Below are 19,870 nucleotides of genomic sequence, written 5' to 3' on the forward strand. Positions count from 1 at the left end.
GAGGACACGACTGAGATCGGGAGCTTATTCCGCGTCGGCGCTCGACAGCGTTTCCAGCGTCGGCATGGAGGTGATGTTGTAGCCAGCATCGACAAAATGGATTTCGCCGGTCACGCCGGCCGAGAGATCCGACAGGAGATAGAGCGAGGACGAGCCGACCTGATCGATGGTGACCGACTTGCGCAGCGGCGCGTTGCGCTGGTTCCACGACAGGATGGCTCGGGCGTCGGAAATACCGGCGCCGGCAAGCGTACGGATCGGGCCGGCGGAGACGGCGTTGACGCGAATGCCGCGCGGGCCGTAGTCGGCGGCAAGATAGCGCACAGAAGCCTCGAGGGCCGCCTTGGCGACACCCATGACGTTGTAGTTCGGGATCACGCGCGTCGAACCGTTATAGGTCAGCGTCAGCATGCTGCCGCCTTCCGTCATCAGTTCGGCGGCCCGCTTGGCGACCTCGGTGAAGGAGAAGCAGGAAATCACCATGGTGCGGGTGAAATTCTCCCGCGTGGTGTTGGCATAGAGCCCCTTCAGCTCATTCTTGTCGGAAAAGCCGATGGCATGGACGATGAAGTCCAGCTTGCCCCAGCGCTGCTTGATGGCGTCGAAGACGGCATCGACCGAAGCGAGATCTTCGACATCGCAGGGCAGCAGAAAATCCGAGCCGACTTCAGCTGCCAGCGGCTTGACGCGCTTGCCGAGAGCTTCGCCCTGAAACGTGAAAGCCAGTTCCGCGCCTTCGGCGGCCAGCGCCTTTGAAATACCCCAGGCAATCGAATGATTGTTTGCGACACCCATGATGAGGCCGCGCTTACCCTGCATAATTCCCGTCATTGCCTTATCCGTTGTAGCGCTGGAATACGAGCGTGGCGTTGGTGCCGCCGAAGCCGAAGGAGTTCGAAAGAGCGATATCGAACTTGGCGTTGTCGATACGCTTGCGCACGACCGGCACGCCTTCGAATTCCGGATCGAGTTCGGTGATATGGGCGCTTTCCCCGATGAAGCGCTCCTGCATCATCAGGATCGAATAGATCGATTCCTGAACGCCCGCTGCGCCGAGCGAATGGCCCGTCAGCGACTTGGTCGACTGGATCGGCGGGATCTTGTCGCCGAAGACTTCGCGGATCGCGCCGATTTCCTTGCTGTCGCCCACCGGCGTCGAGGTGCCGTGGGTGTTGATGTAGTCGATATCGCCTTTCACCGTGGCAAGCGCCTGGCGCATGCAGCGCACGGCACCCTCACCCGAAGGCGCCACCATGTCGTAACCATCAGAGGTGGCGCCGTAGCCGATGATCTCGGCATAGATCTTGGCGCCGCGGGCCTTGGCATGCTCAAGCTCTTCCAGAACCAGCACGCCGGCTCCGCCGGCGATGACGAAGCCGTCACGCTTGGCGTCATAGGCGCGCGAGGCGGTTTCCGGATGGTTCTCGTTGAAGTCGGAGGACATCGCGCCCATGGCGTCAAAGAGGTTCGACATGGTCCAATCGAGATCCTCGTGACCGCCGGCGAACATGACGTCCTGCTTGCCCCATTGGATCATTTCAGCGGCATTGCCGATGCAGTGCGCCGAGGTCGAGCAGGCCGACGAGATGGAGTAGTTGACGCCGTGGATCTTGAACCAGGTTGCAAGCGTTGCCGAGGCGGTCGACGACATCGACTTCGGCACCGCGAAGGGGCCGATGCGCTTCGGGCTGTTGTTCTTGCGGGTGATGTCGGCCGCCTCGATCAGCGTGCGGGTCGAGGGGCCGCCAGAGCCCATGATGATGCCGGTGCGCTCGTTGGTGATATCGCCTTCCTCGAGGCCGCTATCGGCGATCGCCTGCTTCATGGCGACGTGGTTCCACGCACCGCCCTGCGATAGGAAGCGCATAGCGCGGCGATCCACCAGGTCGGTCGTATCGATCTTCGGCGCGCCCCAGACCTGGCACTTGAAGCCATGCTCGGCGAAATCAGGAGAGAAGGAAATACCGGATTTGGCGTCGCGCAGCGAGGCGGTCACTTCTTGCGCATTGTTTCCAATCGAAGAGACAATACCCAGACCCGTAACAACTACCCGTCTCATGTCGATGACCTTTTCTAAAACATCTGTCTTTTTGGAGGCGGCGATGCCGCGGTTCAGGCAACCTTGTCCTTGGACAGGCCCACGCGCAGGTCCGTCGCCTGATAGATGGTCTCGCCATCGGCCTTCAGCCAGCCGTCGGCGGTGCCAAGGACGAGGCGGCCGCGCATGACGCGCTTGAAGTCGATGCCGTATTCGAGAAGCTTCGTGTCCGGACGAACCATGCCCTTGAACTTCACTTCGCCTGTCGAAAGCGCCATGCCGCGGCCGGGCTCGCCGAGCCAGCCGAGGAAGAAGCCGGTCAGCTGCCACATGCCGTCGAGGCCGAGGCAGCCCGGCATGATGGGGTTACCGGCAAAATGGCAGGGAAAGTACCAATCATCGGGGCGCACGTCGTATTCGGCGCGGATATAGCCCTTGTCGAAGGCCCCGCCCGTTTCGGAAATATCTGTAATGCGATGGACCATCAGCATCGGCGGCAGGGGAAGCTGTGCGTTGCCCGGGCCGAACAGCTCGCCGCGGCCACAGGACAGGATTTCCTCATAATTGAAGCTGGATTGTCTCGTCGTCATAAAAATTCCGTTTCCCCCGCATGAATGCCGATGGATGTGAAGCTTTAGTGCAAGATCGACAGAAAATGAAGCGTAACCATCACACTCTCATTCAGTCGTTCGATCGAACGCATTAGCTCTTATGTGGTGGTCGCATACAGGAACGCCAGAGCCGCTACCAGTGCCAAATGCGGCAAAAGCCCGATTTTTCCGGCTTTTGAGCACCTTCCCACCCCATGGAAACTATTGAAAGCAATCAAGGCAAAAGTTATATGGCTTAGTAAAGAATTATAGAGATCAGGAATCCGGAGTCCCTGAATGGCAGAACATGCCGAAATCGCGATCGAAACCAGGCTGCGCAATGTGGGCCTAAGGCCGACTAGGCAGCGGATCGCACTGGGAGACCTCCTTTTCGCCAAGGGCGACCGCCATCTGACCGTGGAAGAGCTTCACGAGGAAGCCGTTGCCGCCGGCGTTCCGGTTTCGCTTGCCACCGTCTACAACACGCTGCATCAATTTACCGAGGCAGGCCTGATCCGCGTGCTCGCCGTCGAAAGCACCAAGACTTATTTCGACACCAATGTCTCCGATCACCATCACTTTTTCGTGGAAGGCCACAACGAGGTGCTGGATATTCCGATCAGCAACCTGACGATCGACAATCTGCCCGAGCCGCCGCAGGGCATGGAAATCGCTCATGTCGACGTGGTGATCCGCCTGCGGCGCAAGCAGCAGCGCTGAAATAAGCGCCGCGTCAGCTCACCTGCGACAAGATTCTCCGTCACATCACATCGTCCGGATGCCGGCCTGGCTTATGGTGATAGGTCGGGAAGGTCCAGCCGAACCAGAGTGCGCCGCCGCGCACTGCAAAGGCCGCGATCACACCCAGCCCTGCAGAGGCATAAAGCGGCAGCATCGTTGCATTGGCGGCGGTGAAGACGCTGGCGCCGACGAGTGAAGCAGTCACATAGATTTCCGGACGCAGCAACACCGAAGGTTCGTTTGCCAAGAGATCACGTAAAATGCCGCCGAAGGTCGCCGTCAGCGCGCCGGTGACGATAGCGACGGTGGGCGAGCCCGTCGCCGCCATGCCCTTGGCTGCCCCCATCACGCAATAGGCTGACAACCCGACGGCATCGAGCCAGATGAGCAGCCGATAGCGCGATTCGAAGAGGTGCGCGGTAAAGAAGACCAGCACGCCGACCACGGCACAGATGATGATATAGGTCGGGTTCAGCACCCAGAAGACCGGTACCCGGCCGAGAACGATATCGCGCAGCGTGCCGCCGCCGATGCCGGTGACGGCCGCCAGAAACAGGAAGCCGATCAGATCGAGCTGCTTGCGCGAGGCCGCCAGCGCGCCGGTCGCGGCAAAAAGAGCGACGCCGGCATAATCAAGAAACGAGAGAAGCGACATCGAAAACTCCAGCGGAACGCCCGCGATTTTTCCGAAATGAATCACGACGGCAAGGGCCGCGCAAGCAGGCGCGTGCAAAGATGTCGCAGCGGCTGCGGCTGTTATCGCGACCGTAACGGCGCTTCGAAAAGGAATCCCCCCGTGAAATCCCTGCTGATCTTAATCCTCAACCTCTTCGCTCTCGTGGTCATGCCCGCCGCGGCCGAGGCGCAGCAATCGATCCTGCAGGACCCCGTGGCCTTCGAGAAGGACCATTTCACCAAGAGCTGCGACAGCCAGGTGAGCTTCGGCGACAAATTCGCCACCCAGCAGGACATCAACAACGACAAACTGATGGATATCGTCATCAATGAAGGTGAGATCACCTGCAAAGGCGAAAAGGGACCCTACTGCACGGACGAAGGCTGCCCCTACAATTTCTATGTCCAAGTGGCCGAAGGCGGCTACCTGATGATCGCCACGGCGAAGATCTACGGCTACGATTTCATCCAGCGCTTCGGCAACATGGTGCTGGTCATGAAGATGCATCCGCACTTCTGCGACCGCAAGGATGGCGAAGCGGTCTGCGAAATCACCGTCAGGGTGCGCGGCACCAAATTCGTCACCATATCCCAGAAATAGGTTTTACGGCGCGCGCATCGTTAGGGCCTGGACACGCCGTTACGGTCCTGGATACAGGGCGGAAGTGCGGCCGGCGGCGTAATAGCCGACCAGACCGACCCATTCACGCAATCCGGTCGCCAGCAGTTGCGCATTGCGCGAGGGCTGTGTGAAATCGAAGCCGAGACTTTCCTTGCCGGTGCTGCGATAGTCGACCGGCCAGGGCACGACATTCATGCCCTGTTTGCGGAAAATGCCCATCGAGCGCGGCATGTGGAAGCCCGAAGTGATCAGCAGGCACTCCGAAAGCCCGTTCTGCGCCAGCAGCTCCTTCGTATTGACGGCATTCTCGAAGGTGGTGCGCGAGGTCTTGTCCTCGACCATGCGGCTTGTCGGAATGCCGAGCGCGGTGAAGAATCGCTCGGAAATCACGGCATCGCCCTCATAGGTGCCGCCGATCGAGCCGTCGCCGCCCGAGATCACGACGCGCGCCTGCGGGTATTTCTGCGCGAGACGCAGCGCTTCGATCAGGCGATCGCCGGCCGAATCGAGTTCGTAGCCGCCTCGGACCGTCGTCACCTCGTTCTGCGTAGCGCCGCCGAGAACGATCATGCATTTGAGATCGGCGGGATCGGCAGCCGGATGTGGAAAGCGCTCTTCGAGCGTTTGAACGACATAGGCGCCGGCCGTCGTATAAAGCGAGACGAACAGGATCAGCGCCGACAAGAGCGCCGAGGTGATGACGGTTGCTCGCCAGCGCAGCAGAGCGGCAATGAATGCCAACAGGACAAACAGAAAGGCCAGCGACAGCGGCTGACCGAAGATCCAGACAAGTTTCGAAAAAACGAACACGGCACATCCTTACGCTTGTCGGCAAAACGATTCGCTTTACTCCCTAGCAGATTTTTGTGCACTGCAATGTGGCTATTTCGCCCGCCGTGCCAGCGGCGGCGGCGCGAAGCGCTGATTAAAGCGGCGCTGCAGCGGACGGGGGATGAAAAGCGTCGACAGCGCCAGGACAAGTGCGACCATCGACACCAGCCAGAGCGCGTGCGCGCCAAAGGCGCCGGCCAGAAGCGCGCCGATGATGGCGCCTGATATCATGCCGCTCCAGGGCACGATCTGCACCGTCCAGAGAAAATCCCGATCCCCCAGCAGGAAACGACCAAGACCACGCCCGAAGCGCGACAGCGCCCCGGTAACATAGGTGAGGCCGATCGGCAGGCCTTCGATATGCTCGACGGTGGCATTGACCATGCCCATGGCAAGCACCACCAGATAGAACTGCACGAGAACCAGCGACGGCTCCGCAAAGCCCGCGGCAGCGGCCAGAAGGATGCTGACGCAGGCAAGCACCACGAAAGCTCGCCGATCCGCGGCATGGGCAATGACGATGCCGAGCGCATTGCCGATGATGAATGTTAGGATGGCCGAGAACAGCACCGCCGCATGACCGAACTCGCCCATTCCGAGGGCAATCGCCGCCCGTGTCGTATTGCCGGTCATGAAGGACACAAAATTGCCCGTCAGCATCAGCCCGACGGCATCGGTCATGCCCGCCAGAAAGGCGATCGAGGCAACGAGCAGAAACCCCGTCACGGTACGGCGGGTCTTGATAAGACGACGGCGGCGCTGTCTGGTCATGGGCGATTCGGGGCGGGTTACGGAGGATGGGAGGTTAGCATGAAGTTGGGGGGATGCGGAGGATTATAGCGCCGGTTTGCAACGGAGGGCGTCTCTCCAAAGCGCGGTTACAATCTCTTTCTGGCAAAGGCGCGACCCGATCCGGATTTGAGATATTTTTCAAATGCGAACGCCTGCGCTTCATCGGAAAAGCCGATGTAAGTTTTGACCGACCACGGCGTATACTTCGATGTATGAGGCACTTCTCTGGCATTGTGCTTCGCCAGGCGAGCTTTCAAGTCTCCAGTCACGCCGATATAGTAACGATCAGGAAAATCATGGCTTTGAAGGATATAGACGTACTTCATGCATCGCATGATAGCTAATAGCAACGTCGACACAACCGATACATTGTCGACCAGTTGTACAAAAACTATCTTCCAGTTTAGCTCAGTGAGTCAGCTTGGAGAAAGTCCGCTTTCGTTACTGCGTAACTTCAGCGCGACAGCCTTCGTTTACTGGCTTGCCGAGCCGAAGCTCGGAGAGCGAAGGCTGGTGGAGCTAAGCGGGATCGAACCGCTGACCTCTTGCATGCCATGCAAGCGCTCTCCCAGCTGAGCTATAGCCCCATCAAGATGGTGCCGTTTGACCGGCCCTGGGTCCCTTCCGAGCGCTTCGCCCGTCGGGGTGGCGGCTTATTACTTGTGGTTTTCACAGATAGCAAGCCGAAAAATTCGGCCCGGGAAATTTTTTCTTTCACCGGGCCGATCGTCTTTCAGATCAGACGTCGTCTTCGTCGCCGGTGACGCCGATAATGTCGCTCATGTCGTCATCGTCTTCATCTTCGTCGGCTTCAAGGAAGGTATCGTCGTCATCGTCGCCGATTTCGACATCGTCATCGCCGATATCCGGAATGTCGTCGCCGCTTGCAGCCTCGTCGGCATCTTCGAGCGATACCAGTTCGACTTCCGTGTTTTCGGTATCGACTTCGGCCACTTCATCCTCTTCCGGAACTTCCTTGGAAGCGGAGGTTTCTTCGAAGAAGGACAAGGGCCAGGACTTGCCGGTATAGGGCGAGACCACCGGATCCCGGTTCAGGTCATAGAACTTCTTGCCGGTATCGGGATCGGTACGTTTTGTTCCAAGTTCCGCTTTCGCCACTGTCAAAGCCTCATGAATGGCCGAATGAAAATTCGGCAATGCCGGGGAAGCCGGCGTTTTAAGGGAAATATCAGCCGGTCCCCTTAATCGTTGCGGCCGTTTCTGTCAAAGCTAAAGTTCACGCCGCTTTGCATAGGGTTTTAGTATAGTGGTCGGCGGGCCTTTGCCAAAGGGCTGTAAGAAGCGGGAGGCCGTCGAGGAGATGCTCGCCCGGAAAATGCAATGGCCCAGGCACGCTTAGCCATAGAGCGTGGAAAGATGCGCTGCCGGAATTCATCGCAGCCCAGATGAAAGGCATCGCCGGCATCGAAATCGACATCGAGACGATTGACGGCAAATGGAAGGTGAGCCAGAACCGGCCGCTGGCTGACCGACAGGGCGTCGCCGAAGGCCTTTCGGCGATCAATCGCACGGCGTTGGCGGAAATGGCCGGACTGGTGCGTCGCTACAGCAAACAACGAGAGACCGGTTAGGGACGGAAAAGACATGATCATCGCCATCGACGGACCAGCGGCCGCCGGCAAGGGAACTCTGGCACGCCGGATCGCCGAAGCCTATGGCTATCATCATCTCGACACCGGCCTCACCTATCGCGCCACGGCCAAGGCGCTGCTCGATGCCGGGCTGCCGCTCGACGACGAAGCGATTGCCGAAGGCATGGCGCGCAAGGTCGATCTCGCCGGGCTCGACCGGGCCGTTCTGTCCCGACATGAGATCGGCGAGGCAGCCTCGAAAATCGCTGTCATGCCGGCCGTCCGCCGGGCTCTGGTCGAGGCGCAGCGTCGCTTTGCCGAAAAGATGCCCGGCGCCGTGCTCGACGGCCGCGATATCGGCACCGTGGTCTGCCCGGATGCGCCGGTAAAACTCTATGTGACGGCCTCGGCCGAAGTGCGGGCGAAGCGGCGCTACGAGGAGATTGTCGAAGCCGGCGGCAGCGCCGATTACGACGCCATTTTCGAGGACGTGAAACGGCGCGACGAGCGCGATATGGGACGCACCGACAGCCCTTTGAAACCAGCTGAAGACGCGCACTTGCTAGATACCTCAGAAATGAGTATAGAAGCGGCGTTTCAGACGGCGAAATCGATCATCGACGCCGCTCTGAGCCGAAATGCCTGAAAATTTGAGCGGCCTTCGCGCGCCTCGCGCCGGAAACCGCCGATTTCAAGATAGCCTGACATTCCGTCCAAGCGCCGGATAGCTTCCCGAAGGGAGGCGGACTGGGGTCAGGCCTGTTCAACGCGAACCACCGGCGCATCAGTGTCCAGATTGCATGATCGGGACACGCCAGGAGATTTTATGTCTGTAACTTCCCCCTCTCGCGAAGATTTCGCGGCCCTTCTCGAAGAATCCTTTGCCAAGAACGATCTGGCTGAAGGCTATGTCACCAAGGGCATCATCACCGCCATCGAAAAGGATGTCGCCGTTGTAGACGTCGGCCTCAAGGTCGAGGGCCGCATCGCGCTGAAGGAATTCGGTGCACGCGCCAAGGACGGCACGCTCAAGGTTGGCGATGAAGTCGAAGTCTACGTCGAGCGTATCGAAAACGCGCTTGGCGAAGCCGTTCTGTCGCGCGAAAAGGCTCGCCGCGAAGAAAGCTGGATCAAGCTCGAAGTCAAGTTCGAAGCTGGCGAGCGCGTCGAAGGCGTCATCTTCAACCAGGTCAAGGGCGGCTTCACCGTCGATCTGGATGGCGCTATCGCCTTCCTGCCACGTTCGCAGGTCGACATCCGTCCGATCCGCGACGTTACCCCGCTGATGCACAACCCGCAGCCCTTCGAAATCCTCAAGATGGACAAGCGTCGCGGCAACATCGTCGTTTCGCGTCGTACGGTTCTGGAAGAGTCCCGCGCCGAGCAGCGTTCTGAAATCGTTCAGAACCTCGAAGAAGGCCAGGTTGTTGACGGCGTCGTCAAGAACATCACCGATTACGGTGCGTTCGTCGACCTCGGCGGCATCGACGGCCTGCTGCACGTCACCGACATGGCATGGCGCCGTGTGAACCATCCGTCGGAAATCCTGTCCATCGGCCAGCAGGTCAAGGTACAGATCATCCGCATCAACCAGGAAACCCACCGCATCTCGCTCGGCATGAAGCAGCTCGAGAGCGATCCGTGGGATGGCATCCAGGCCAAGTATCCGGAAGGCAAGAAGATCTCCGGTACCGTCACGAACATCACCGACTACGGTGCGTTCGTCGAGCTGGAGCCGGGCATCGAAGGCCTCATCCACATCTCGGAAATGTCCTGGACCAAGAAGAACGTTCACCCCGGCAAGATCCTGTCCACGAGCCAGGAAGTCGAAGTCGTCGTTCTCGAAGTCGATCCGACCAAGCGTCGTATCTCTCTCGGCCTGAAGCAGACGCTGGAAAACCCGTGGGCAGCATTCGCCCGCAACCATCCGGCTGGCACCGAAGTCGAAGGCGAAGTCAAGAACAAGACCGAATTCGGCCTGTTCATCGGCCTCGACGGCGATGTGGACGGCATGGTTCACCTCTCCGACCTCGACTGGAACCGTCCGGGCGAGCAGGTCATCGAAGAGTACAACAAGGGTGACGTCGTCAAGGCTGTCGTTCTCGACGTCGACGTCGAGAAGGAACGCATCTCGCTCGGCATCAAGCAGCTCGGCAAGGACGCAGTCGGCGAAGCAGCAGCTTCCGGCGACCTGCGCAAGAATGCAGTCGTTTCCTGCGAAGTCATCGCAGTCAACGACGGCGGCATCGAAGTGAAGCTCGTCAACCACGAAGACATCACCTCGTTCATCCGCCGCGCCGATCTGTCGCGTGACCGTGACGAGCAGCGCCCGGAGCGTTTCTCGGTTGGTCAGATTGTCGACGCTCGCGTCACCAACTTCTCCAAGAAGGACCGCAAGATCATGCTGTCCATCAAGGCTCTGGAAATCGCGGAAGAGAAGGAAGCCGTTGCTCAGTTCGGTTCGTCCGACTCGGGCGCTTCGCTCGGCGACATCCTGGGTGCGGCTCTGAAGAACCGCAACGCCGAATAATCTTCGGTAGAAGCCTGGAAACAAAAGACCCGCCGGAGCGATCCCGCGGGTTTTTCTTTGTCCACCATGCGGTGCCCGTGCCGCCTGTCTGTTGCGAGCCGGCTATTCCCAGGCGACCATGCGCCGGTAGAAATCGAAGGCGTGGTCGTGCAGAGGGTCGCGCAGAGGCTGCGGCAAGGCAACGAGCTCCGGCCTGACGCTATCATCCCTCGCGGAGGCCGGGCCAGCTTCCGCTTCGTCAGATGCCTCGCCCTCTGACTTTGTCGATGCTTCCTCCGCATCGGCACGCTCTTCATCCTGACCTTGCCGGCTCTCCTCGTCCTGAGCTTGTCCGCCCTCCTCATCGCCGACGGGATCGACGCGATTGAGCAATTTCGATTCGCTGCTCTTGGCGGGGGCGTCTGCCGGCAGATAATTCGCCACGACGAAGGGAACGCCGAGCGGCAGAGGTGCCGGCATTGCCGTCTGCTCCGCAGCCTCATACACCGCCATCGGCGTTACAGCCGACGTCTGCAACATCGGCTTGCCGGAAGCGATGGCAAGAACGTCGGATGCTTCGGGTCCTTCCGCCAGTGACACCGGCATGGCCGCCGCCGCGACCGGACTCTTGAGGCCTTCATTGACGGCCGGCGGCTGCGCGGATGAGGCTTGCGCGGCAGCATTGCCGGTCAGTGCCTGGGCGATGATCTTCTCGACGGAAGAGGAGGGATTGTTGATGATCTGAAGAAGATCGGAACTGGTCGCCATCGCGGGCGCGCTAATGACGACCTGCAAGCCCTGTTTGATGTCGGCTTCTATCTGCTGGATATCGCGCGGCACCGGCAGCGGCGCTAGCGGCGACCGGATCAGCGCGACTTCGGTCGGTAGTTCGGCTTCGGTGGCGATCGCCGTCAGCAGTACGCTCGCGGTCAAATCATCGACAAGAGAAGCGAGCTCGGAAGGCTGGGCAATGACGGCCGCAGGGGCAGCGGCACCGCTGCCGGCAGGCGCGGCTTGCGGGGCGGCGACGGTAGCGTTTTGCGCAACCGTCTGTGTTTGAGCCGTCTGGGCAGCAGCCGGCGCGGATTGAGATTGTACGGGAATGCCCGATTGTGGCGTCGGCTGTGCAGCAGGTGCCGGCTGTGCAACAGGCTGAGCCGGCGGTGGTGTGGCCGGCGCAGGCGCAGGGGTCCGCATAGCGGAGGCCGGTTCTTCTGCGGCAGCTGCAAGTACCGTCGCCTGGGCGGCCAGATCGGCCACCTTCTGCAGCGGAGCCGATGTCGGTCCCTGCGCAGCCGGCGTTTCCACTTTGCCGGCATTCTGCCCATAGGAATTGACGACCGCCTTCAGGACGGCGTCCGGCTCGGTGACCGACGCCTGCTCCAGGCTGAGAGCCAGCTGCACCGCTCGCGGGCTTTCCGGATCCTGCAATGCCGCTGCCAGAAGCGGCAAGGATACCGGCGTCCTCATCTGCGCATCCATTCGCTGCTGCGCGGCGGCGAGTTGCGGCGGCGTCAGACTGCGGATTGCGGCGGCAACACGTTGCGCATAGGCGGTATTGCTCTCGCCCGGCTCACGGGAAACATTCACCACCTTGCTGGCGGCATCGATGGCGGAAAGCAGGCTGTCGAGCATGCGTTCGCGGGCCGCGACCAGCAGCATGTTCAGCTTTCCCTCGACGCTGGCATTGACGGTACTCGACAAAACGGCGAGTGGCGTTGCCGTCGTCTGAAGCCCGGAGGTCTCGGCCGTCGCGACAATCGGCTTCTCAACGGACACACCCACAGCGGACACGGCACCAACGGGAAGCAACATGACATGCTCCTTTGTCTGGCAAGACGACGATGGAAGCGGGAAGCAGGTTCAATTGAGGTCCGCTCATGCGGCCTGTGGATTTCCTAGCGCCGGATGACCGAACTGACGAGGCGCGAACGCGCAGAACTGGAGATCATCCGCAAAATAGCAGTCGAATCCTTAACAGATCCCTAAATAAAAGGGCCAATGCCACTTCCGCGACACTGGCCCCTGGATTTCGCGCTGCAAGCGAAGCAATCAGCTATGCGCGAAGATATCCGCCTCTTCCCAGCCAAGGAGGTCGAGCTTGGCGCGCGTCGGCAGGAAGGCGAAACAGTCATCCGCATAGTCCATGCGGCCATCGCGCAGCAGGCGTTGCGTCAGCTTCTCGCGCAGCGCATGCAGATAAAGCACGTCGGAGGCGGCATATTCGAGCTGCGCCGGGGACAGCGTTTCCGCCGCCCAGTCGGACGATTGCTGCGCCTTGGAGATATCTACCTCGAGCATTTCCTTGAGATTGTCCTTCAGGCCGTGACGGTCGGTATAGGTACGGCATAGGCGCGAGGCGATCTTGGTACAGAAGACAGGTGTCGTGGTGACGCCAAAGGTGTGAAACAGCACGGCGATGTCGAAGCGACCATAGTGAAAGATCTTCTGATGCGTCGGGTCGGCCAGCATGGCGACGAGATTGGGGGCCTGCTTCTGGCCAGCCGCAATGCGGATGATGTCAGCCGTGCCGTCGCCGGGCGAAAGTTGCACGAGGCAAAGTCGGTCACGACGTGGAACGAGGCCGAGAGTTTCGGTGTCGATGGCAATGGCGCCGGTGTAGCGGGCGGCATCCTCAGTGGAAATATCGCCTTCGTGATAACGGATGGTGGCGGCCATGAGATTCTCCAGGCTCTGTCGTTCTGAATTCGCTTTTCGTCCGTTCTATAGAACGGAGAGGATGAGAACCATACCGGCACCGCTCAAAATGTCGGCGGCGTATTGATCCAGAGCAATATGGTCTCACCATCATGCCGGTTGCGCCAGGAATGATAACGGCGGCTTTCGAAATAAAGGGAATCGCCGGGCAGAAGATCGAAGAACTGGTCGCTGTCGAGCACCAGCTCCAGGCGACCGGCGAGAACATGGATGAACTCCTCGCCCTCGTGGCGATAGGCACCCTCGCTCGTCGCACCAGGTGCGAGTACGAAGCGATGGCAGTCCATCATCGTCCGTCCTTCGGCGAGAAGCTGGACAGTGACGCCCGGCGTCGTTGCCGGCCAGGCACGCCATTCGCCGGATCGGACGAGCGCGGAAGCATCCTCCCGTTCCTCGCCGGACAGGCGCGATACCGTCGTGCCATAATAATCAGCCAGATCATGCAGGGTCTTGAAGCTGACGCCTTGCGAGGTGCGTTCCAGGGTCGACAGCGTCGACGACGTCATGCCCATGTCGGCGGCGACCTGGTCCAGCGTCTTGCCGGCGGCATGGCGCAGCGACCGGAGCCTACGGCCGATATCGGAGGAGGCCGGTTGCTCGCCATTTTCCAATCCGGCAGTCCCCTCCTCCGTCTCAAGCGCTTCGCGAATCGCTGCGGGATTGAGGCCACGTTCGGCGCGGAACCATGCAATACGCTTCAGTCGCGCCACATCCTCGGCGCTGAACTGGCGGTGTCCGGTCTCGGAGCGGGAGGGAACCACAAGGCCCTGGCTTTCCCATAGCCGCAGCGTTGAGGCCGACACGCCAGCAAGACGCGCCGCTTCCGCCACCTTATAGCGCACCGGATATCGCTCCGGCTCGATACTGCTCATTCGCCAAGATCCCTGATTGTCGTTTTTCGATCCGTTTAGCACGGATGAAGCGACTTAGCGCGCCTTAAAGGAAAGCGGCAACCTCCTGCCAGCCTTCGGCTCATTCCTGTCTCCCACACAAAATCCCGCTTGAAATCCTACAGGAAAAATGTAGGAGTTTTTTAAATAACTTGCAGAACTTCTGCAAGATAATTCGAAAACACCTTGTGGGAGCCACTGCAATGACCTTGACCGAGCGGAAGAACGCCGCCATTTCTCGCGGCGTCGGCATGACGACGCAGATCTATGCCGACCGCGCCGAAAATGCGGAGATCTGGGACAAGGAAGGCAATCGCTATATCGATTTTGCTTCCGGCATTGCGGTGGTGAATACAGGCCATCGCCATCCCCGCGTGATTGCCGCCGTCAAGGAACAGCTCGACCGCTTTACGCATACCTGCCATCAGGTCGTACCCTATGAGAGCTATGTGCATCTGGCCGAGCGGCTGAACGCGATCGTTCCCGGCGATTTCGCCAAGAAGACGATCTTCGTGACGACTGGTGCCGAAGCGGTCGAAAATGCCGTCAAGATCGCCCGCGCCGCCACCGGCCGCTCCGCCATTATCGCCTTTGGCGGCGGCTTCCACGGCCGTACCTTCATGGGCATGGCGCTGACCGGCAAGGTCGCCCCCTATAAGATCGGCTTCGGCCCGATGCCGGGTGATGTCTTCCATGCACCCTTCCCGGTGCCGCTGCACGGCATCGGTGTCGAGCAGTCGCTGGCAACATTGAAGAAGCTGTTTGCCGCCGATGTCGATCCACAGCGTGTGGCCGCGATCATCCTCGAGCCCGTGCAGGGCGAAGGCGGCTTCTATCCCGCGCCGGCGGCCTTCATGAAGGCACTGCGCGAGATTTGCGACCAGCACGGCATTCTACTGATCGCCGACGAAGTGCAAACCGGCTTTGCGCGCACCGGCAGGATGTTTGCGATGGACCACCATGAGGTGGCCGCCGATCTCGTCACCATGGCAAAGAGCCTTGCCGGCGGCTTCCCGCTCGCCGCCGTCACCGGCCGCGCCGAAATCATGGATGCACCCGCTCCAGGCGGCCTCGGCGGCACCTATGGCGGCAATCCGCTCGGCATCGCCGCAGCCCATGCCGTGCTCGACGTCATTGCCGACGAGGGTCTGTGCGATCGCGCCAATCAGCTCGGCTCGCGCCTGAAACAGCGACTGGAATCGCTGCGCGACAAGGTGCCCGAAATCGCCGATATCCGCGGCCCCGGCTTCATGAATGCGGTTGAATTCAACGACACGACGACGAAGCTGCCGAGCGCGGATTTCGCCAACAAGGTGCGGCTGATCGCGCTCGACAAGGGGCTGATTCTTTTGACCTGCGGCGTCTATGGCAACGTCATCCGCTTCCTGTCGCCGATCACTATTCAGGATGGCGTGTTCAACGAAGCGCTCGATATCCTCGAGGCATCGCTGCTGGAGGCAAGCGCCTCCCATTAACCGACGCGGTCCACCTATTCCCTTATCCGCCCGTGCGGTCTGCCGGGCGAAATCAGTCGGAGTGCATAGCATGTCCTTTACAACGGCAATGACCAAGCATGTTCCCTTTTCCTCGCGCTTCCTGCGCCCCGCCGGTTATATCAACGGCGCCTGGACGGCCGGCGGGGCGACGAAAACATTCGATGTCATCAACCCCGCGACCGGCGAAGTGCTGGCCTCGCTGCCCGACATGGGTGCTACCGAGACAACGGCTGCCATCGATGCTGCCTATGCCGCGCAGGTCGCCTGGGCTGCCCGTCCGGCCAAGGAACGAGCCGTGATCCTGCGCAAATGGTTCGATCTGATGGTTGCCAACGCCGACGAGCTGGCGGCGATCCTGACCGCCGAAATGGGCAAGCCGCTGCCGGAAGCCAGAGGCGAGATTCTCTACGCCGCTTCCTATGTCGAATGGTATGCGGAAGAGGCCAAGCGCATCTACGGCGAAACCATCCCCGCGCCCTCCAATGACAAGCGCATGGTCGTCATCAAGCAGCCGGTCGGCGTCGTCGGCACGATCACGCCCTGGAATTTCCCGGCGGCCATGATCGCCCGCAAGATCGCGCCGGCGTTGGCCGTCGGCTGCACCGTGGTCTCGAAGCCCGCCGAACAGACGCCGCTGACGGCGATCGCGCTTGCTGTGCTTGCCGAGGAGGCAGGCATTCCCCCAGGCGTCCTCAACATCATCGTCGGCATCGATGGCCCGGCGATCGGCCGCGAACTTTGCGGCAATGCGAAGGTGCGCAAGATCAGCTTCACCGGCTCGACGGAAGTCGGCCGCATCCTGATGCGCCAGTGCGCCGACCAGATCAAGAAGGTCAGCCTCGAACTCGGCGGCAATGCGCCCTTCATCGTTTTCGACGACGCCGATCTCGATGCCGCCGTCGAAGGCGCCATGGCTTCGAAATATCGTAATGCCGGGCAGACCTGCGTCTGCGCCAACCGCATCTATGTGCAATCCAATGTCTATGACGCCTTTGCCGCCAAGCTCGCCGCCAAGGTGGCCGAGCTTTCTGTCGGCGACGGCTTCAAGCCAGGTGTAACTGTTGGGCCGCTGATCGACGAACAGGGTGTCGCCAAGGCTGAAGACCATGTTCGGGATGCCGTTTCGAAGGGCGCGCGCGTCGTGACGGGCGGCAAGCGCATCGAAGGCGCCGGCACCTTCTTTGCGCCAACGATCCTGACAGGCGTCGACCGTAGCATGAAGGTCGCACGCGAAGAAACGTTCGGTCCTGTTGCGCCGCTCTTCCGCTTCGACACCGTCGAGGATGTCATCGCCCAGGCAAACGATACGGAATTCGGCCTTGCGGCCTATTTCTTCGCCGGCGATCTCAAGAAGGTCTGGCGGGTGGCCGAGGCGCTGGAATATGGCATGGTCGGCATCAATACCGGCCTGATGTCGTCGGAAACGGCACCCTTCGGCGGTATCAAGCAATCCGGCCTCGGCCGTGAAGGCTCGCGCCATGGCGCCGATGACTATCTCGAAATGAAATATCTCTGCATCGGCAACCTGTAGCCGGCTATCAGGTTGAGGTGATATGAATGCGGCCCTGCCATAGGCGGGCCGCGCTCAGCCGGTCAGTGTAAAAGGCGCCGGTATCGAGATTGAGCCTGAGACCATTGACTTCGGCCCGTTGGACTGGCGTGTGGCCGTGGATGATCAGCTTCGGCAGCGGCTGCGCGCTGTCGTAGAAACGCGAGCGGATGAAGACCAGGTCATCGTCTTGCTGGTCGGCAATCGACCGGTCGGGATCGATGCCGGCATGAACGAACAGCGCCTTGGGCGTGTCCAGCAGGATCGGCAGGCTACGCAGGAAATTAACGTGATCGTCGGGCAGCCAGGTTCGAATGAACGTATCAAGCTTCTTCCGCTTGGGATATAATTGCTGCAAACGAGGGATATCCACGCCATAGGAGGCGAGCGTCGCATCCCCGCCGAGCGCCACCCAATCCTCAAGCGATATCTCTCCGTCGACATAGGAAAGCATCTCCATCTCATGATTGCCGGTCAGGCAGATGCGGTCGAAACCGTTCGGCGGCGGCGCCATCAGCCGGCTGACGACCTGCGCCGAGGCAGGACCGCGATCGATGAAATCCCCCAGCATGATGATGAGTTTTCGGCCGGGAAGTCCCGCCGCGTCGGCAAAGATCTTGCGCTCCAGCGCGCTCAGGAGATCGTAACGCCCGTGGACATCGCCGATGACGTAGGTGGGCATGTCGAGGTGTTCGAGCCATTCCCGGCGTCGACGATGGCCGAAGCCATTGGTCATTTTTTCGCGTATCCTGGACGCCGCCATGAAACTGCCTTTCGAGCGCACACCCCGGAACGCCTCAACTGTGTCTGCAAAAAGAACTCAAAAGCGACGATTCTTTGCCAGAAAGGCGGAAATTATCGCTGGTGACGGTTCTGGCAGCAGGACCGAACCTGCAGCACCAACCCGCCTTGCGGCAAAGCGTCCCGAACGGCACCTTTATGCATGGAGAAAGTTGACAGTGCGTATCCGCAATCTTATCGCGCTACCCACGCTGGCGCGAGACCTTCCGCCGTCGACCCTGGAAACCCAGATATTGGGGCCTCGGCACGAGGGCTGCCGCCTCAAATTGGAACGTCCCATTCATGGCGACTGTAAACTTATCGTGAAGCCCTGATGGATACGACGACAGCGCTCCAACTCTGCCGCTTTCTGCATGATGCATCCCTGATGCTTCTATGGGGCGCATGCGCCTATCTCTCTCTCCTCGTACCAAGAGCACTTGCCGACACCGTTTGGCGCATGATTGCAAAACCGTTTGTGCTGATTGTCATGGTTGCGGCTTTAACGGCACTGGCCGCACTGCCGGTGACGACGGCGAATATCGGCAGCGGCTGGAGCGATGCGCTCGATGCCGGCATGATCCATGAAGTGGTTTTCGAAACAACGGTCGGGTTCGCCTGGCAGGCGCAGATGCTGGCGGCCATCGTGATGATTTGCGCCTTGCTGCCGCCACAGAACTGGCGCCGCCACAGGCTGGCCCTGGGCGCCAGCATTGGCCTTGCCTCTCTGTCATTGACTGGGCATGCCTCGATGCTGGAGGGATGGTTGCAGCAGGTGCACCGGGCCAATGATATCCTGCACGTGCTTGCCGGCGGCGGCTGGCTGGGGGCGCTGGTGCCGCTGATCCCAATCCTCAAGCTTCTCGGCCAGCCGGAATATAGGGCGGAAGCGCAATTCGCGCTGCGCCGGTTCTCCAATGCCGGTCACGTTGCAGTCGCACTGGTCATTCTCTCCGGCATCGTCAGCACGCTACTGGTCCTGAAACGCCTGCCAACGGACTGGTCTTCGCCGTATCAGAAGTTGCTTGCCATCAAGATCGCCCTGGTTGCCATCATGACGGTGCTGGCCATTATCAACCGCTACGTCTTCGTTCCCTGGATCGGCCGCAAGCCGGGCCGGGCGCTGCTGGCCCTCCGGCTCGGAAGTATCTCCGAGATCGTGATCGGCATTATCGTCATCGCGCTGGTTGCCGTCTTTGGCATGATGGAGCCAGTCTAGCCGCCGAGCGATTTCACGACCGACCGAACGGCCGCCGGATCTTGTGTCGTCGGCTTGTATTCCAGGCCCACCCTGCCGCGATAGCCTTGGGCGTACAGCCAATCCAGCCGTTCCGCCAGATCGATATGGCCTGTGCCGGGATCGTTGCGGCCGGGATGATCGGCAACATGGAGATGGACGATGCGGTCGATGCGATCGCCGACCACCTGCTGCGTGTCCTCGCCCATGACGGCCGAATGATAGAGATCGTAGACGATACCCACTTCCGGGCGGCCGACCTCGTCGACAATATCAAGGCCCTCCGCTGTCGAAGACAGGTAGTAGCCGGCATGGTCTATCTTCGTGTTCAACGGCTCAAGGCCGAGCCGGACGCCGGACCCTTCGAGAATGTCAGCACCGGCACGAAGAGTAGCGACGATGGCCGCGCGCTGCTCGGCGCGGGAAAATTCTGCCAGTTCATCGCCGGCCTGCGCGATCAGAACTGGCGCGCCGAGGCGCTGGGCGACAGCAACGGACTCCCGCAGTCCCTTCAGCCAAATTTCTTTGTTTGCCGGATTCGTCAGCGCGATCATGGGCTCCGCCACCATGCCGGACACCCCGATGCCGGTTTCGGCGACGGCAGCTGCAATTGCGTCCAGATCCTTGTTCGTCCAGTGCCAGAACTCGACCGCATCGAGTCCCGCCGCCTGTGCAAGCCGGATACGATCCGCAAAAGCATCGCCATCGCGCGCAAACAACCACTCGATACAGGCCGAAAACTGTCGCATGAGATCCTCCTCCCTCGATTTGGTCAGGAGCAATGCGCGAGATCATGCGCAACGGCAAGCC

20 protein-coding genes, 1 tRNA gene and 1 pseudogene are annotated in these 19,870 nt (G+C 60.5%); 8 read left to right on the plus strand and 14 right to left on the minus strand.

Annotation, left to right across the window (positions count from 1 at the left end; genetic code table 11):
* Positions 1 to 24: 24 nt before the first annotated feature.
* Genes fabI through fabA form a run of 3 tightly spaced genes read right to left on the minus strand, consistent with a single transcriptional unit; the run spans position 25 to position 2,628 of the window.
* The gene (gene fabI / locus FHX05_RS26865; protein WP_112398635.1) at positions 25 to 831 is read right to left on the minus strand and encodes an enoyl-ACP reductase FabI; all 807 of its coding nucleotides are present in this window, start codon (positions 829 to 831) and stop codon (positions 25 to 27) included.
* Between the two features lie 4 nt (positions 832 to 835).
* Positions 836 to 2,059 (minus strand): beta-ketoacyl-ACP synthase I, encoded by a 1,224-nt coding sequence (fabB, locus tag FHX05_RS26870; protein WP_092720354.1) that lies wholly within the window; start codon positions 2,057 to 2,059, stop codon positions 836 to 838.
* Between the two features lie 53 nt (positions 2,060 to 2,112).
* Positions 2,113 to 2,628, minus strand: coding sequence for a 3-hydroxyacyl-[acyl-carrier-protein] dehydratase FabA (gene fabA, locus FHX05_RS26875; protein ID WP_015338264.1), 516 nt, complete (start codon positions 2,626 to 2,628; stop codon positions 2,113 to 2,115).
* Positions 2,629 to 2,925: 297 nt separating this feature from the next.
* Here fabA and irrA point away from each other — a divergent pair, with 297 nt between their 5' ends.
* Positions 2,926 to 3,348 (plus strand): iron response transcriptional regulator IrrA, encoded by a 423-nt coding sequence (gene irrA / locus FHX05_RS26880; RefSeq protein WP_112338881.1) that lies wholly within the window; start codon positions 2,926 to 2,928, stop codon positions 3,346 to 3,348.
* Between the two features lie 40 nt (positions 3,349 to 3,388).
* Here irrA and FHX05_RS26885 read toward each other — a convergent pair whose 3' ends face one another.
* Positions 3,389 to 4,024 carry a trimeric intracellular cation channel family protein gene (locus FHX05_RS26885; protein WP_112338929.1) on the minus strand — a complete coding sequence of 212 codons (636 nt, stop codon included), beginning with the start codon at positions 4,022 to 4,024 and terminating at the stop codon, positions 3,389 to 3,391.
* 141 nt (positions 4,025 to 4,165) lie between these two features.
* Here FHX05_RS26885 and FHX05_RS26890 point away from each other — a divergent pair, with 141 nt between their 5' ends.
* A complete protein-coding gene (locus tag FHX05_RS26890; RefSeq protein ID WP_183875675.1) occupies positions 4,166 to 4,645 on the plus strand; it encodes a hypothetical protein in 480 nt (159 codons plus the stop codon).
* A 39-nt stretch (positions 4,646 to 4,684) separates the two neighbouring features.
* Here FHX05_RS26890 and FHX05_RS26895 read toward each other — a convergent pair whose 3' ends face one another.
* The 5 genes from FHX05_RS26895 to FHX05_RS26915 form a co-directional block, all read right to left on the minus strand.
* Positions 4,685 to 5,476, minus strand: coding sequence for a YdcF family protein (locus FHX05_RS26895; RefSeq protein WP_183875676.1), 792 nt, complete (start codon positions 5,474 to 5,476; stop codon positions 4,685 to 4,687).
* 72 nt (positions 5,477 to 5,548) lie between these two features.
* Positions 5,549 to 6,268, minus strand: coding sequence for a YoaK family protein (locus FHX05_RS26900; protein WP_112420144.1), 720 nt, complete (start codon positions 6,266 to 6,268; stop codon positions 5,549 to 5,551).
* Between the two features lie 107 nt (positions 6,269 to 6,375).
* Entirely contained in the window at positions 6,376 to 6,615 is a 240-nt protein-coding gene (locus FHX05_RS26905) for a GIY-YIG nuclease family protein (protein ID WP_183875677.1), read from the minus strand.
* Between the two features lie 185 nt (positions 6,616 to 6,800).
* Positions 6,801 to 6,876, minus strand: a tRNA-Ala gene (locus FHX05_RS26910).
* A gap of 151 nt (positions 6,877 to 7,027) precedes the next feature.
* Entirely contained in the window at positions 7,028 to 7,408 is a 381-nt protein-coding gene (locus FHX05_RS26915) for a TIGR02300 family protein (protein WP_015338257.1), read from the minus strand.
* Between the two features lie 257 nt (positions 7,409 to 7,665).
* On the opposite strand from FHX05_RS26915, the pseudogene FHX05_RS26920 reads away from it, so the two are divergent.
* The 3 genes and pseudogenes from FHX05_RS26920 to rpsA all read left to right on the plus strand — a co-directional run.
* Positions 7,666 to 7,881: pseudogene (locus FHX05_RS26920) on the plus strand (FMN-binding negative transcriptional regulator); the annotation flags it as partial.
* 13 nt (positions 7,882 to 7,894) lie between these two features.
* On the plus strand, positions 7,895 to 8,527 hold the full coding sequence (gene cmk, locus FHX05_RS26925) for a (d)CMP kinase (RefSeq protein WP_183875679.1): 633 nt from the start codon (positions 7,895 to 7,897) through the stop codon (positions 8,525 to 8,527).
* Between the two features lie 180 nt (positions 8,528 to 8,707).
* Positions 8,708 to 10,411: a 30S ribosomal protein S1 gene (rpsA, locus tag FHX05_RS26930; protein WP_112338876.1), complete on the plus strand. Its 1,704-nt coding sequence runs from the start codon at positions 8,708 to 8,710 to the stop codon at positions 10,409 to 10,411.
* 102 nt (positions 10,412 to 10,513) lie between these two features.
* Here rpsA and FHX05_RS26935 read toward each other — a convergent pair whose 3' ends face one another.
* From FHX05_RS26935 to FHX05_RS26945, 3 genes are all read right to left on the minus strand, one after another.
* A complete protein-coding gene (locus tag FHX05_RS26935) occupies positions 10,514 to 12,205 on the minus strand; it encodes a hypothetical protein (protein WP_183875681.1) in 1,692 nt (563 codons plus the stop codon).
* 237 nt (positions 12,206 to 12,442) lie between these two features.
* Positions 12,443 to 13,069, minus strand: a complete 627-nt coding sequence (locus FHX05_RS26940) for a ribonuclease D (protein WP_112398639.1) — start codon at positions 13,067 to 13,069, stop codon at positions 12,443 to 12,445.
* Between the two features lie 83 nt (positions 13,070 to 13,152).
* The gene (locus tag FHX05_RS26945; protein WP_183715722.1) at positions 13,153 to 13,980 is read right to left on the minus strand and encodes a MerR family transcriptional regulator; all 828 of its coding nucleotides are present in this window, start codon (positions 13,978 to 13,980) and stop codon (positions 13,153 to 13,155) included.
* A gap of 221 nt (positions 13,981 to 14,201) precedes the next feature.
* On the opposite strand from FHX05_RS26945, the gene FHX05_RS26950 reads away from it, so the two are divergent.
* Together FHX05_RS26950 and FHX05_RS26955 are read left to right on the plus strand one after the other, a co-directional pair.
* A complete protein-coding gene (locus FHX05_RS26950; protein WP_183875684.1) occupies positions 14,202 to 15,473 on the plus strand; it encodes a 4-aminobutyrate--2-oxoglutarate transaminase in 1,272 nt (423 codons plus the stop codon).
* A 70-nt stretch (positions 15,474 to 15,543) separates the two neighbouring features.
* Entirely contained in the window at positions 15,544 to 17,025 is a 1,482-nt protein-coding gene (locus FHX05_RS26955) for an NAD-dependent succinate-semialdehyde dehydrogenase (protein WP_183875686.1), read from the plus strand.
* A 7-nt stretch (positions 17,026 to 17,032) separates the two neighbouring features.
* On the opposite strand, the gene FHX05_RS26960 is transcribed toward FHX05_RS26955, so the two are convergent.
* The gene (locus tag FHX05_RS26960; RefSeq protein ID WP_181476421.1) at positions 17,033 to 17,779 is read right to left on the minus strand and encodes a metallophosphoesterase family protein; all 747 of its coding nucleotides are present in this window, start codon (positions 17,777 to 17,779) and stop codon (positions 17,033 to 17,035) included.
* A gap of 378 nt (positions 17,780 to 18,157) precedes the next feature.
* On the opposite strand from FHX05_RS26960, the gene copD reads away from it, so the two are divergent.
* Entirely contained in the window at positions 18,158 to 19,042 is an 885-nt protein-coding gene (gene copD / locus FHX05_RS26965) for a copper homeostasis membrane protein CopD (RefSeq protein WP_183715730.1), read from the plus strand.
* Here the strand turns inward: copD and FHX05_RS26970 are convergent.
* Positions 19,039 to 19,809 carry a TIM barrel protein gene (locus tag FHX05_RS26970; RefSeq protein WP_183875687.1) on the minus strand — a complete coding sequence of 257 codons (771 nt, stop codon included), beginning with the start codon at positions 19,807 to 19,809 and terminating at the stop codon, positions 19,039 to 19,041. The two genes, copD and FHX05_RS26970, sit on opposite strands and share 4 nt — an antisense overlap.
* Between the last annotated feature and the right edge of the window lie 61 nt (positions 19,810 to 19,870).

Origin of the sequence: Rhizobium sp. BK491 (assembly GCF_014194925.1) — a bacterium.
Classification (GTDB): domain Bacteria; phylum Pseudomonadota; class Alphaproteobacteria; order Rhizobiales; family Rhizobiaceae; genus Rhizobium.

What these genes read in the sequence shown, in the direction of transcription:
- fabA (WP_015338264.1), bottom strand. Translation starts at nt 2,628, where the DNA reads ATGACGACGAGACAATCCAGCTTCAATTATGAGGAAATCCTGTCCTGT.
- cmk (WP_183875679.1), top strand. Translation starts at nt 7,895, where the DNA reads ATGATCATCGCCATCGACGGACCAGCGGCCGCCGGCAAGGGAACTCTG.
- copD (WP_183715730.1), top strand. Translation starts at nt 18,158, where the DNA reads ATGGATACGACGACAGCGCTCCAACTCTGCCGCTTTCTGCATGATGCA.
- FHX05_RS26945 (WP_183715722.1), bottom strand. Translation starts at nt 13,980, where the DNA reads ATGAGCAGTATCGAGCCGGAGCGATATCCGGTGCGCTATAAGGTGGCG.
- FHX05_RS26935 (WP_183875681.1), bottom strand. Translation starts at nt 12,205, where the DNA reads ATGTTGCTTCCCGTTGGTGCCGTGTCCGCTGTGGGTGTGTCCGTTGAG.
- fabB (WP_092720354.1), bottom strand. Translation starts at nt 2,059, where the DNA reads ATGAGACGGGTAGTTGTTACGGGTCTGGGTATTGTCTCTTCGATTGGA.
- FHX05_RS26900 (WP_112420144.1), bottom strand. Translation starts at nt 6,268, where the DNA reads ATGACCAGACAGCGCCGCCGTCGTCTTATCAAGACCCGCCGTACCGTG.
- FHX05_RS26955 (WP_183875686.1), top strand. Translation starts at nt 15,544, where the DNA reads ATGTCCTTTACAACGGCAATGACCAAGCATGTTCCCTTTTCCTCGCGC.
- FHX05_RS26960 (WP_181476421.1), bottom strand. Translation starts at nt 17,779, where the DNA reads ATGACCAATGGCTTCGGCCATCGTCGACGCCGGGAATGGCTCGAACAC.
- FHX05_RS26950 (WP_183875684.1), top strand. Translation starts at nt 14,202, where the DNA reads ATGACCTTGACCGAGCGGAAGAACGCCGCCATTTCTCGCGGCGTCGGC.
- irrA (WP_112338881.1), top strand. Translation starts at nt 2,926, where the DNA reads ATGGCAGAACATGCCGAAATCGCGATCGAAACCAGGCTGCGCAATGTG.
- FHX05_RS26905 (WP_183875677.1), bottom strand. Translation starts at nt 6,615, where the DNA reads ATGAAGTACGTCTATATCCTTCAAAGCCATGATTTTCCTGATCGTTAC.
- FHX05_RS26940 (WP_112398639.1), bottom strand. Translation starts at nt 13,069, where the DNA reads ATGGCCGCCACCATCCGTTATCACGAAGGCGATATTTCCACTGAGGAT.
- fabI (WP_112398635.1), bottom strand. Translation starts at nt 831, where the DNA reads ATGACGGGAATTATGCAGGGTAAGCGCGGCCTCATCATGGGTGTCGCA.
- FHX05_RS26970 (WP_183875687.1), bottom strand. Translation starts at nt 19,809, where the DNA reads ATGCGACAGTTTTCGGCCTGTATCGAGTGGTTGTTTGCGCGCGATGGC.
- rpsA (WP_112338876.1), top strand. Translation starts at nt 8,708, where the DNA reads ATGTCTGTAACTTCCCCCTCTCGCGAAGATTTCGCGGCCCTTCTCGAA.
- FHX05_RS26885 (WP_112338929.1), bottom strand. Translation starts at nt 4,024, where the DNA reads ATGTCGCTTCTCTCGTTTCTTGATTATGCCGGCGTCGCTCTTTTTGCC.